Origin of the sequence: Brevibacillus laterosporus, from assembly GCF_030489605.1 — a bacterium.
In the GTDB taxonomy this organism is placed as follows: Bacteria; Bacillota; Bacilli; order Brevibacillales; family Brevibacillaceae; genus Brevibacillus_B; species Brevibacillus_B laterosporus_E.
This window is the reverse complement of record NZ_JAUKFY010000003.1, coordinates 251,646-265,323: the sequence shown is the minus strand read 5'-3', so window position 1 is coordinate 265,323 and position 13,678 is coordinate 251,646. Positions and strand designations below refer to the sequence as shown.

Annotated in this window: 9 protein-coding genes; 5 read left to right on the top strand and 4 right to left on the bottom strand. The window is 41.9% G+C overall.

Annotated elements, in window-relative coordinates; all coding sequences use genetic code 11:
• Positions 1-2: 2 nt before the first annotated feature.
• A complete protein-coding gene (locus tag QZ995_RS04830; protein ID WP_301803790.1) occupies positions 3-851 on the top strand; it encodes a CheR family methyltransferase in 849 nt (282 codons plus the stop codon).
• A 384-nt stretch (positions 852-1,235) separates the two neighbouring features.
• On the opposite strand, the gene QZ995_RS04825 is transcribed toward QZ995_RS04830, so the two are convergent.
• Positions 1,236-2,375 carry a PP2C family protein-serine/threonine phosphatase gene (locus QZ995_RS04825; RefSeq protein WP_301803788.1) on the bottom strand — a complete coding sequence of 380 codons (1,140 nt, stop codon included), beginning with the start codon at positions 2,373-2,375 and terminating at the stop codon, positions 1,236-1,238.
• Positions 2,376-2,591: 216 nt separating this feature from the next.
• Here QZ995_RS04825 and recQ point away from each other — a divergent pair, with 216 nt between their 5' ends.
• The 4 genes from recQ to QZ995_RS04805 all read left to right on the top strand — a co-directional run bounded on the left by recQ (position 2,592) and on the right by QZ995_RS04805 (position 10,394).
• Complete coding sequence (gene recQ / locus QZ995_RS04820; RefSeq protein WP_301803785.1) at positions 2,592-4,370, top strand: DNA helicase RecQ; 1,779 nt, start codon at positions 2,592-2,594, stop codon at positions 4,368-4,370.
• A 213-nt stretch (positions 4,371-4,583) separates the two neighbouring features.
• Positions 4,584-6,911, top strand: coding sequence for a 5'-nucleotidase C-terminal domain-containing protein (locus tag QZ995_RS04815; protein WP_437124714.1), 2,328 nt, complete (start codon positions 4,584-4,586; stop codon positions 6,909-6,911).
• Between the two features lie 192 nt (positions 6,912-7,103).
• Positions 7,104-8,576: an FAD-binding oxidoreductase gene (locus QZ995_RS04810; RefSeq protein ID WP_301803783.1), complete on the top strand. Its 1,473-nt coding sequence runs from the start codon at positions 7,104-7,106 to the stop codon at positions 8,574-8,576.
• Between the two features lie 261 nt (positions 8,577-8,837).
• Positions 8,838-10,394, top strand: a complete 1,557-nt coding sequence (locus tag QZ995_RS04805; protein WP_301803780.1) for an ABC-F family ATP-binding cassette domain-containing protein — start codon at positions 8,838-8,840, stop codon at positions 10,392-10,394.
• Positions 10,395-10,540: 146 nt separating this feature from the next.
• On the opposite strand, the gene QZ995_RS04800 is transcribed toward QZ995_RS04805, so the two are convergent.
• From QZ995_RS04800 to QZ995_RS04790, 3 genes are all read right to left on the bottom strand, one after another.
• The gene (locus QZ995_RS04800; protein ID WP_301803777.1) at positions 10,541-12,517 is read right to left on the bottom strand and encodes a sensor histidine kinase; all 1,977 of its coding nucleotides are present in this window, start codon (positions 12,515-12,517) and stop codon (positions 10,541-10,543) included.
• Positions 12,495-13,187, bottom strand: coding sequence for a response regulator transcription factor (locus QZ995_RS04795; RefSeq protein WP_301803775.1), 693 nt, complete (start codon positions 13,185-13,187; stop codon positions 12,495-12,497). Before QZ995_RS04795 ends, QZ995_RS04800 begins: the two co-directional genes overlap by 23 nt.
• Before the next feature lie 177 nt (positions 13,188-13,364).
• A complete protein-coding gene (locus tag QZ995_RS04790; protein WP_301803772.1) occupies positions 13,365-13,670 on the bottom strand; it encodes an FmdB family zinc ribbon protein in 306 nt (101 codons plus the stop codon).
• Positions 13,671-13,678: the final 8 nt, after the last annotated feature.

The following is a 13,678-nucleotide window of genomic DNA, read 5'->3' as shown; positions in this document are numbered from 1 at the left end:
CGATGACTTCTTTGACTGAGGCAAATGAATACCAGATTGATGAACGAGAAAGTATTGAAATCGATCTTCTTTTAGAAGGAATTTATCGGATGTATGGCTTTGATTATCGTGATTATGTCAGATCATCAATAAGAAGGCGTATATGGAATCGTATGCTGCAAGACAGGATTCCCACAGTTACCGCTCTTTTAGAGAAGGTACTTCATGATGCTAAATTTGTGGATAAATTGCTGAATGATTTCTCCATTAATGTAACGGAAATGTTTCGTGATCCTAGCTTTTTCTACGTTTTTCGTAAGAAGGTAATCCCTTTTCTTCACCAGCTTCCTGAAATTAGAATTTGGCATGCAGGCTGTTCAACAGGAGAAGAAGCATATTCCATGGCTATTCTAATCGAAGAAGAGAATCTGAGCCATAAGACTAAAATCTATGCGACAGATATGAATGAGGAAGTGTTGAAACGGGCCGAAAAGGGGACCTTTTCCTTAAAGAAGATGCAGAATTATACCCGGAATTATATACAGGCAGGTGGCAAAAAAGCCTTTAGTGAATATTATTCGACTGACTCGGAATTTGCAATTTTAAACCAATCCATTTTAAAAAACGTAACCTTTGCCCAACACAATTTAGTCACAGATTGTTCTTTTAACGAGTTCCATGTGGTGATTTGTCGGAATGTCCTGATTTACTTTAATACAGACCTACAGAGTCGTGTCTTCCAATTGTTTGATGAGAGCTTATCTACCAATGGCTTCTTTGGCTTAGGGAGTAAGGAATCGCTTTCTTTTGTAAAAGATATGAACCATTATCAGGAGATTGAAGGAGTCCGGATATATCAAAAATGCAAGTAGAAGCATAAAGGAAAGCGAACCTTCTGGATAACGGAAGGTTCGCTTTTTATTGAAAGGAATCAAGAGGTATTATGCGATGTAATTATTCTAGAGGCTTACCTGTCAGCGCATCAATGAAGTAGATATCTGACGGCTGACTCAGGAGATAAACTAACAAAGGAGCAGGTGCCATTTGATCCTCGTATTATGGCCATAGATAGCTAAGCTTCACTGGATGGGATGCGACAAAGGCTTTTTTCGCTTGTTCAGCAGTAATGATTTTTTTGCTGTTAGGCAGGGTTGATTCTGTTTGGATGTTAAAATGGAAACCAATATAATGACGAGAATAAACAAGAAAAGTCACTCTTATCAGAAAAGTGTTTTTAAAAATGCTTGGGAGGGAGTTCATTCGTTAGCACGAATCATTAGCAGGCACATATCATCATGCTGATGCTCCCTAGCTTCAGGAGGTAGGATATTTTCTACCAGTTGTTCAGGAGTTAGGGGTTGGTTGAAAAGCGCTGTCTTCATGATTTCTGTCCCATCATCTACGGTATTTTCCAGCATTTCTAATAGACCATCCGTATATAAGACCATTTGCATGCTCTTCTCGTACGCAATAACCGTTTTTTGTACCTCAATTTCCGAGAAGAAACCGACGGCACAACTGCCTTTATCCAAATAATGAACCGATATACCGTCTACGATCATAATTCCCTTTGGATGTCCAGCATTGACGTATTCTACAGTCTTTTTTTCGGTATCAATGACTAGGTAAATCGCGGTGAAATAGTATTGAAGGAAACGCTCCGTGCTGTTTAACTGATACATGTATCTGTTTAATTCCCGAATGACTTGTTCTGGGTCTGTAATTTTCGTAATGGTATCACGCAGAACGGATGAAATATACATACAAACCAAGGAAGCTGCAATTCCATGCCCCATCATATCTAATAGGATCACGCCATAGCGCTTTTCATCAATAGGTATCCAGGAATACATATCTCCGGCTAGTTCAAAGGTAGGCAGATATGCAGCGCTAATCTGAATCCGTTCATTATGGATTGGATGGCTTAACACGCTTCGCTGTACTTGTTTGGCAAGCTGAAGCTCGCTTTGGATGACCTTATCACGTTCTCGATGCCAGTCGCTTTCGTGCTTTAAACGCAAAGCAACACGAATACGCGCCATTAATTCAATTTTATTAATCGGCTTCATCACATAATCATTTGCACCTACGTTAAGAGCCTCTGCCATTTTAAACGAGTCACCCATAGCTGTAACAAAAATAATCGGGATATGCTTTAATTCGTCATCTTGCTGAATCCGGCGACAGGCTTCAATGCCGTCTATTTCTGGCATCATGAGATCAAGCAAGATGAGATCCACACTGCGGTGGATTTTATGTGGCGCATCTATTTGCAGATAGTCAAAAAGCTCACAGGCTGAATGCAGGAGCTTAATATCTGCATATCCCTCACTGTTTAATATCTTTTCAATGATGGTGAGATTAATCGGATTGTCATCCACGACGAGAATGCTCATTACCTAATTCTCCTTTTTGTAAAAACAGGATATGTACTCGGATAATCGTATCATAGCTAGATAGTGAGTGAGCGGCTACACGTCACTTATCTCTTTACCCGCAAACTATATTTTTGAAACAGACCCATGATAAAATTTTGTCTATCTTGTTTTGATACAATAGAAAAAAACATGGTGGCAAATGAACGGGAGCTGCCAAAAAAAGTGGTGATGATAATGCTGCATCTACATCAGGCAGAGGAACTTCTGCAAAAATATTACGGCTATCCTGCCTTTCGAAAAGGACAGCAACAAATTATTGAAAGTATTTTAACCGGGCACGACACGCTGGGAATCATGCCTACAGGCGGAGGGAAATCCATCTGTTATCAAATTCCCGCCTTACTGTTCGATGGAATTACGCTCGTAATCTCTCCCTTAATCTCTTTAATGAAGGATCAGGTAGATGCCTTAGTTAGTATGGGTGTGCCTGCTACGCAGATTAATAGCTCTCTTTCCTATCATGAGGTGCAGGAGAGAATGAGTGATGCTAGACAGGGAAGGTACAAATTGGTTTATATTGCTCCAGAGCGACTTGAATCGGAACAGTTTCGCGAAATGATTCAGGAGATGCCAATATCGTTATTAGCTGTGGATGAAGCGCATTGTGTCTCGCAGTGGGGACATGATTTTCGCCCCAGCTATCTAGCGGTTGCCAGCCTTGTACAGTCATTACGTTCGCGGCCTATCGTGGTGGCTTTGACCGCAACGGCTACCCCTGAGGTAAAGGAGGACATTTGCCGACTCCTTGCATTGCAAGAAGGTCGAGTATTCGTTACCGGGTTTGGCAGGGACAATTTAATGCTGTCTGTACGAAGAGGCGAAGATAGGCGCTCATTTGTTTCTGACTACGTGACAGCAAATCATGGACAGGCGGGTATCATATATGCTTCTACTCGCAAAGAAGTGGAAAATCTCTATGAATTTTTACGCCAAAAGGGGCATCGTGTAGGTAAGTATCACGCAGGCCTATCCGAGGCTGAGCGTATCAGCAATCAGGATGCTTTTCTATTTGATGATGTAAATGTCATGATTGCAACGAATGCATTTGGAATGGGGATTGATAAGTCCAATGTTAGATACGTCATTCATTACAATATGCCGAAAAATCTGGAGGCCTATTATCAGGAGGCCGGGCGTGCAGGGCGTGATGGAGAACGTAGTGAATGCATCCTGCTGTTCCAGGCACAGGATATCCAAACGCAGAAATATTTTATTGAACAAAATGAACAAACGGATGAAAGAAAAGAGCAGGATTACAAAAAATTATATGCAATGAGTGACTATTGCCGAACCTCACGTTGCTTGCAGCAATACATTTTGGAGTATTTTGGTGATCCCCATGCGAAAGAGTGCGGTACCTGCGGAAATTGTACAGATGACGCAGAATTAATAGATATTACGGTGGAGGCTCAGAAGATTTTTTCATGTGTGAAACGAATGAAGGAACGTTTTGGAGCGGTTATGGTCGCACAGGTTCTGAGAGGCTCTTCTAATAAAAAGGTGCTTCAATTCGGTTTTTCGGCATTGCCTACATACGGCATAATGAAAGATTACACGGAAAAAGAGATAGTAGAGATGATTCAGTGGCTGATTGCGGAAGGTTATATGAGTTTAACAGAAAGCCAATATCCGGTGGTTATGCTTGGGGAAAGAGCGGTGCGTGTATTAAAAGGAGAAGAGCAGGTCTGGCATAAGCAACGCGCGAAGCCGATCAAGCGACAGGAGGATAGTCAATTGTTTGATATCTTACGTCAGTTGCGCAAAACGATTGCCGAGCGAGAGGGATTGCCGCCTTATGTTATTTTTCATGATAGTACCTTGCGGGAAATGAGTGAAATTGTTCCCACTGATAAAGCTGCCATGCTCACGATCAAGGGTGTGGGGGAAGCCAAGTGGGACAAATATGGGGAAGAATTTATCGCATGCGTAACCGAGTATAGTCAGAAGGCATAGCTGGCAAATAGAGAGAATTGATGCAGCAGGAAAGAGTGGGGAAAGCCTTGAATTTGGCTCTCCCTACGTTTTTTGGAAGCGTAAGGCTTGTTTTATTTGTTGGAAATAAAAACCTTCATTTTTTCCTGCTCATTTTTAGTTGTAACATTATTAATATTTCGGTAGTCTACTACTAGGACATTTTTTCACAATTTGATAAAAGGGAGATACTACATGCACTTACTTCAAAAAGCCTGCAAAGGTTTCCTAACAGCTATGCTTGGTTTTTCCTTTCTTGCAACCGGAGTAGCAACTCCTGCTCCTGTAGAAGCTGCAGAGAGCAAGGGGAATGATGTGAACATCACGCTACTGGGCACATCTGATATTCACGGACGATTCATGCCGTGGGATTATGGCTTAGATGGTCCTGATCTGACTGGAAGCATGACACAATTATTTACAATTATTAAACAAGTAAGAAAAGAAAACCCAAACACCATTTTATTGGACGCAGGTGATCTTATTCAGGATAACTCTGCGGAGCTATTTAATGATCAGCCGCAATCTCCAATGATGGTAGCCTTAAACGAAATGGGCTATGATGCTTGGGCATACGGAAATCATGAATTCAATTTTGGTTTAGACGTATTAGATAAAATCGGAAGCCAATTCACAGGCACGATGCTCGCAGGAAACATCTACAAAGAGAATGGCGAGCGCTTTATGCCTGCTTATAAAATCATCGAAAAAGACGGCGTTAAAATAGGAATTATCGGAATGAATACGCCAATGATTGCAGAATTTGAAAAAGGCACTGACCATCTAAACGGGTTGATCGTTAAGAATCCTGTTGAGGAAACAAAGAAAGCAGTTAGCGAGTTAAAAGGAAAAGTAGATGTCATGATTGGACTTATGCACATGGGGATTGAGAATGAAAATGGCATCCCTGGTACAGGTGTAGAGGACATTGCGAACGCTAACCCGGAATTAACCGCAATCTTTGCCGGTCATATGCACAAATTGGTTAAAAAAGAAGTCATTAATGGCGTTTTAATCACAGAACCTGATAAATATGGAACACACATCTCCCGCATCGATCTTTCCTTTACCAAACAGGGAGATAAAGTGGTTTTAAAAGAGAAAGAAGCAACTGCCATCCCGGTGAAGGCGGCGGATGGCACTTTTGTAAAATCTGACGCTGATTTGGAAAAAACCTTGCAGCCGTTCCATGAATTCGCTCGTGCTGATGCTAACATCGTCATTGCAGAATTAAAGGATGGCAATCTAGTACCGAGAGACGAAATCAAAGGCATTCCACAGGTGCAAGTACAAGCGACGCCAATGGCTAACTTCTTTAATGAAGTAATGCTATATTATAGCAAAGCGGACGTGGTTGCCCACCAAATTGATAATGACGATGTGAAGCTAGATGCTGGCCCGATCAAGAAAAAAGATATTGCCTATAGCTATCGCTATGCGGGCGGAGAGGTTACCGTTTATAAAATTACAGGTAAAGATTTGAAGGATTATATGGAATGGGCAGCAGGCTACTTTAACACAGCTCGCCCAGGTGATGTGACCCCTAGTTTTGATAAAAAGCGCCGTGCCTCGAAATATAGCACGAATGATTTTTTTGGTAACGTGAAGTATGAAATTGATTTATCAAAACCAGCCGGTGAACGCATTACTAATTTACGCCGAATGGATGAAACAGCAATCAAACCAGAGGATACAATTAAAATCGGTATGAACTCCTACCGTATGGAGGCTTTGCAAGCAAAAGGCGGAGCATTAGAAGGACGCAAATTCGACGTGCTTTGGTCTTCTAAGCAAAATGATGCGTACGGAGAGACAGGCGGGACCATCCGCAACCTGTCTATGAAATATCTGCAAGAAGTGAAAAAAGGCGTATACACGCCAAACAACGAGCAATACTGGAAGGTTACCGGCTTCGATGCGAAAGCTCCAGCGCGTGCAGATGTGGTAGAGCTTCTAAATGACGGCATTATGGAAGTCGCAAAAGATGGCAAGTACACAAACATCGCTTCTATTAATGTAAACGATGCTGTTACACCAGCCGAAATCGCAGAGCTTGCGAAAAAAGCGAATGTAAAAGCAGATCAATTTACTGGTGTAAAAACTAAAGGTGAATTCTATCAAAAGCTAAATCAAGCTCGCAAGGCGTCTGAATCTGCAACGGGTCAGTCCGCAAAAGAAGCTGAAAAACCAGCTCCTGCGGCAAAAGCGGAAGAACCAGCAGCAACAGCGCCAGCAGAAAAAACAGTGGTTACTCCTGTTCAGCCAACAAAACAACCAACAGTAGAGGCTCCTGTCAAAAAGCTGGAGCCAGCACAAGCAGTTGCGTCTGACAAGAAGCAGGCTAGAGTTACGGCATACTTTTTGAACCTGCGCACCAAGCCACTGGCAGGTTCTAAGATTATGGGAGCTGTACCGAAAAATACCGTTTTAGAGATCGTAGGTTCGCAAAAAGGCTGGTTACAAGTCTCTTATCAGGGTAAGACCGCGTACGTTGACAGTGCCTTTGTAAAAGTACTACCGTAACCAGCTAAATGAAATCAGTGCCCTAAAATATGATGCACTAGGAAAGCAGTCCGATTATAAATCGGGCTGTTTTTTTATAGAGAGGGCCTTTCCAGCTATGATAGATGCCGTGTCCAACTATGGAATGAACACATAGAAATAAGGAGGTAAGTCGGAACTGCCTGACAGCCAGGGGCTAGGAAGGGGGATGACATGTTAGAACCAAAACAAATAAGAACGGCTAAAGAACGGTTCATAATAAAAGCAAAAAACATAGCTATCACAAAGGAAACACCGAAAACAAAGGTGAAAACAAAAACAAAAACAAAGATTACAGCGAAAAACAAGGATACAGCAAAAAACAAACTAACAGGACGAATTGTTTTCCCGGGGGATGCTGATTATAATCGGGCACGTGCAGAGTATAATCGTCGATTCAATAAGTTTCCTAGAGTAATTGTGTTTTGTCAGTGTGCAAAGGATATCATTAATGCGGTTAAGTGGGCCCGTGAAAGGAAGGTGCCCATTCGTATTCGCAGTGGTCGCCATAGCTATGAGGGGTTTTCCGCCGTTACCGGCGGAATCATTATCGACGTAAGTGAGATGAACAAGATACATGTAGATCTCAAGCGTAATCTTGCTTACGTACAGACTGGTGCACCGTTAGCAGAGGTCTATCAAAAGTTATGGGAAAAAGGGGTATCCATTCCTGCCGGCACGGCGGCTGATGTAGGCGTGGCAGGACTTACATTAGGTGGGGGAATTGGATTGCTCTCACGTCAATATGGACTTACACTGGATCATTTGAAAGCAGTCAACATGGTGGTAGCTTCCGGGAAAAAAGGGGCAAAGCTGCTGAAGGCTACTCCAAGCCAGCATGCTGATCTGCTGTGGGCTTCCAAAGGTGGTGGAGGAGGCAATTTTGGCATTGCTAGTTCCTTTATATTCCGGGTTCGTCCGATTCAATCCGTATCGATCTACAGTATTACATGGAAGTGGCAGGACTTTACAGAGGTATTTGATAAATGGCAACACTGGGCACCAAGTGTAACCAATCGCTTAACATCTACCATTGAAATGTCTTCTAAGCAGGTAGGTACAATCGTTTCAACAGGACAATTACTGGGAACGGCAAAGGAGCTTAGAAGATTGCTAAAACCTCTCCTAAGCACGGGTTCACCGGTAAAAGTTAAAGTGCGGCAGGTCCCTTATATCAAGGCAGTTAAGTTCTTTGCCGAATCAGACGAGAATTTATTGCCAAAATTTAAGATAACAGGAGCCTACGCATATAAAAATCTGTCTATTAAAGGGATAAAGGTTTTACAGGAGTTTTTGGCAAACACCCCAAATCGCCATTCGACAGTGTGGTGTCAAAGCCTGGGGGGAGCTGTTGGACGTGTCCTGCCCTCGGAAACCGCCTATTTTCATCGAGGGGCCAGATATATATTTGAGCTTTCGGCCAGATGGAGAGATAACTCATTCCAGACAGCTAGCATACGATGGGTCAATCGATTCCGAAAAGCACTTATTCCTTATGTCATTGGGGATTACATGAATTTCCCCGATCTTCATATCAAAAATTGGCCACAGGCCTATTATGGGACCAATTTTGCCCGCTTAAAGCAGGTAAAGAAGAAGTACGATCCTCACAATGTATTTTGCTTCGCTCAGAGTATTCCGGTGTAAAGGGCAACGAGTAAAAAAGTGAAATAAAGCAAGGAAGCTACGCTTTCCCGGAGATTTGTGCTCCGGGTTTTTGCATTCCAGTAGTTTCCGAGAAAAAGATCAATTTACCTTGAAACTTTTCCTACATTCTGTCACGATTTTCGATATAATCATAGAGATGTAGATTTGAATAAATCATCGGTGAAAGACAATTACGCAAGAAATCATTCTTTTTTTAATACAGCAAGCAAACAATCAACCATAAAACTAAAGGAGTTAATCATGAGTATTTTAACCGTACAAGGTCTAAGCCATGGTTTTGGCGACCGTGCTATTTTTAATGACGTTTCCTTCCGTTTATTAAAAGGGGAACATATCGGTTTAATCGGTGCTAATGGCGAAGGAAAATCTACCTTCATGAACATTATCACGGGAAAGCTGGAGCCGGATGAGGGGAAAATCGAATGGGCGAAAAACGTGCGCGTGGGCTATTTGGATCAGCATGCCGTGCTGCAACGCGGCATGACGATTCGCGATGTGCTGCGTGGAGCGTTTCAATATCTTTTTGACATGGAAGCTGAGATGAATGCTATCTGTGACAAAATGGCCGATGCGACTCCAGAAGAGCTAGAGCAACTGCTTGAAGATATGGGAACCATTCAGGATACGCTAACTAACAATGATTTTTATGTGATTGACGCTAAAATAGATGAGATTGCCCGCGGGCTGGGCCTGGAAGACATTGGTTTGGAACGAGATGTACAAGATTTAAGCGGTGGACAACGTACCAAGGTTCTGCTTGCCAAACTGCTTTTAGAGAAACCAGACATCCTTCTATTGGACGAGCCTACCAACTATTTGGATGAGCAGCATATTGAATGGTTAAAACGCTACTTAAACGAGTATGAAAATGCCTTTATTTTGATTTCGCATGACATTCCATTCCTAAATAGCGTTATTAACCTGATTTATCACATGTCCAACCAAGAGCTGGGCAGGTATGTCGGGGATTATGATAACTTCATGCAAATCTATGAAGCGAAAAAGGCGCAGCTTGAATCTGCTTATAAACGTCAGCAGCAGGAAATCTCTGAGCTTAAGGATTTCGTAGCACGTAACAAGGCACGTGTATCCACGCGTAATATGGCGATGTCCCGTCAGAAGAAGCTGGATAAGATGGAAGTGATTGAGCTTGCGAAGGAAAAACCAAAGCCAGAGTTTAACTTCAAGGAATCTCGTGCTTCCGGCAAAGTGATTTTGGAAGCAAAGGATTTGGTTATCGGCTATGACGAGCCATTGTCCCGCCCGCTTGATTTGTATATGGAGCGCGGACAAAAAATCGCCTTAGTAGGTGCAAACGGTATTGGTAAAACAACCTTAATGCGCAGTATTTTAGGCCAAATTAAGCCAATCTCCGGTGATGTGCGTTTGGGTGATTACCTGAATATCGGTTATTTTGAACAGGAGATGAAAGGAAGCAATCCTAATACGTGTATTGAGGAAACATGGCAGGAATTCCCGTCATTCACTCAATTTGAAGTGCGTGCCGCGTTAGCAAAATGCGGACTGACAACCAAGCATATCGAAAGTAAGATTGATGTGTTGAGCGGGGGCGAAAAGGCAAAGGTACGCTTATGTAAGCTAATTAACCGGGAAACTAATTTACTTGTACTAGACGAGCCTACCAATCACTTGGATGTTGAAGCCAAGGATGAATTAAAACGCGCGTTGAAAGCGTACAAGGGCAGTATCCTGATTATATGTCACGAACCAGAGTTCTATCAGGATGTTGTGACTGATGTATGGAATTGTGAATCCTGGACGACTAAAGTATTCTAAGTCTGCGCGAGATCGCACTATTATATAAGGGTTTCATAAAAGAGAAGCACTCTAAATCCAGCTTTTGCCCGGTTAGAGTGCTTCTTCTGTTAGGAAGGCGCTTTTTTTCTCAGAAATCCTTTTTACTGTCTGTGACGTGCTAATTGCTATGATTGTGACTTGACCTCATGCATAATTTGCTTGGGAAAAATCGCCGTTACTTTAAAGTAGTCACCATCAATATCGATGTGCAATTCCCCACCCTGCAAATCCATAATACTCTTGGCTATGGCAAGCCCCAGTCCGGAGCCTTCTGCATGGCGGGATTGATCACCGCGCTTGAAACGCTCAAATAACTCGTTTACTTCAAAGTTAATTTCGTAAGCAGAAACATTTTTGATCGTAAACAGCACGAAATCGGCTTCCTCATGCAGGGAGAGGTAAACACGAGTATTGGGCAAGGAATACTTAATCGCGTTGCTAATGAGGTTTTCGAATACACGCCAGGTCTTTTTCCCATCCACATGCATAAGTATTTTAGGCTGATCAACATGGAGGCGGAGGGTTAGTCCTGAAGCAGGTATCTTATCAGTAAACTCAGCCAGTGCTTGGTTTAGGAGAGCGACAATATCTACCTGCTCTACATGCATCTCGACAGCGCCACTCGCGACCTTGGATGCCTCAATCAAATCATCAATCAGCACCTTTAAACGGTAGGTTTTTTTGTCCAATATGTTAATGTATTCTTTTGATTCCTCAGGGGTCAGTGTGTCTTGTTTCAAAAGTCCGACATAATTCATAATCGAGGTAAGCGGTGTACGCAGATCATGCGAGACATTGGTGATCAGCTCCGTCTTTAACTTTTCGCTTTTCATCTGGCTGTCCAGCGATTTTTTTAAGCCCTCCCGCATATTATTGAGATTCTGGGTTAGCTCTTTAAAATTCCCTGCCTTTGGCTCCTCTATGTGCAGGTTAAGTTGTCCTGCTGCCATAAATTCTGTAGCTTTCATAATTTTGTTTAAAGTACCTATTCTACGTAAGGTAAGAGGTACTACAAAGAGAAGATAAAACAGGCTATAAAAGAAGCCCCAGCTAACAGGAATACTATCAACCATCCCCGAGATTCCCCGGAAAAAAATTAACATACAGCTAAAACCAAACCCGGCTGATAAAATAGCTAATAGGACGACTTTAAACAATAAGCTTTTGTATAACGTGCTTTCTTGATAGAGAATTTTTAGCTGATGCAAAAAACTTTTTTGCCATTGAAGCTGGAGCTGTTCCCGGTTTTTCATTAGGTACCAAGCTTCGTATATATGCAAGGTGATATAGGCAAACAGTAGTGCAAAGCCGGTTAATACAAGAACATGTACGATGCCAGGCTGTAAATAGAAAAAGGATATTCGATTCAAGGAAATGATTGTAGTTATGCAAACAATGGCTAATAAGAAAATCCGAATATCAATCGGTATACGGCGTAATACTCGTGCCATTTTTTCTAAGAGTAGGACAGATATACCCTTTTGTTTGAATAAAGAGATGCCAATCGAGATGATTCCTATCAGACTAGCCAAACCTACTAGGCACTCGTTAATCAATCGATCTCTAATTGATAAAAAGTGCGTATAGTGTTTAAGTTCCAGATTTTCTGCATTTAGGGTAAGAGGAACTATGACATACCCCCACCAGTCATGATATTTGAAAAGATCATTAACGTCTCTAAGATTATCAGGTGGATTTAACATTGGAAATCTTGCATAGAATAGTGTTTTTGTTTTTAATTCTTCTTCAGTTGGAAATTTATCTATGTTTTTATAAATATCTTTCGTTTGTTGATCTTGAATATGGTAGTGAAAAGTATTATCTAGTATAGAAAGTCTAAACTCGATCCTTTTAAATGCTTCATCTCGTTCAGCAAACGGTTTTTTTTCGTGATCTTTAAAATCTACAAATCTTCGTACCAATAAATTTGAAAATCGATTCACATCTCCTCCAAAGTTATTGGTAGTAAAGTAATAGTCCTTGCTTAATTGCGGTTTGTTATTAAGAACATCTATCGTAGCTAGGAATGGTAAAGCCAGCAGATAAAAGCTTACAATAAGAGCAACTAAGGAGATAAATTTACCCTTCGATTTTGTATCCAATGCCCCACACCACCTTTAAATATTTGGGCTCTTTTGGGTTGATTTCAATTTTTTCGCGAATTCTTCGGACATGAACAGCCACTGTATTTTCCGCATTGTAATAAGGCTCCTTCCACACTTTTTCATAAATCTCCTCAATAGAAAATACGTGGCCTTTATTGACCATTAATAGCTCAAGAATTTTATACTCCGTTGCGGTCAAACGAACTTCTTCGCCATCTACCGTTACGGTTTTCGCATTCGTATTGAGAGTCAAACCGCCGACTGTCGTTTCGCCCTCGCGTACCTTGTAATTGCCTAGATTGGTATATCTGCGCAATTGGGATTTTACACGGGCAATTAATTCAATAGGATTGAACGGCTTCGTGATGTAATCATCTGCCCCTACATTAAGACCCAGCACGATATCGGTATCCTCAGATTTGGCTGAGAGCATAATGATAGGAATATTCTTTGTTTCTCTGATGGTAAAGGTTGCTTTAATTCCATCCATGACCGGCATCATAATATCTAGTAGAATGAGTTGAATATCTTCTGTTTCCAATATCTCTAATGCTTCCGCACCGTTCCTCGCTTGAAAGACGGCGATATCCTCATTGCGCAAATAAATTTTGATAGCTTCTCTGATTTCCGCTTCGTCATCTACGACTAGTACTTGATATTTTGGCATCTGTTATCCACCTTTTCTTCCCGTTCCTTTCATTGTGTCATAGGCTTATCTTACAAACAACTTGTTACAAATAATGAAATAGAAATCTTACAAAAGTCTTAAGACGTAGCAAATCCTTGATATGGAAACAGCAAAAAACCCCCTTCGCTAAATGGAGAGGGGGCGCTTGCTCTTCTATTAATGGTTCATTTGCCAAGGCCGTTTGGCAGGAGCTGGTGCAGGTACACCTGTTGGAAAATGAGAAGGGTAGGAGTGTCTGCAGGAGTGTGTGGCTGAATGCTCACGGCGTACGACCTTAGGAATGGCACTTTGTTCAATGCGCTGGCGTAATACCGCGGAGGAAGTGATTAATCCGGGTGGAGTGTACAATCTAACGGCGTCCTTTGTGCAAAACGGACAATCAACGATTTCGGTAGCATGCTTCATGCTCATTGTCTCTTCAAAGGGACCGCAATCCTGACAGTGAAAGACGTAGGTTGGCATTAATAGCT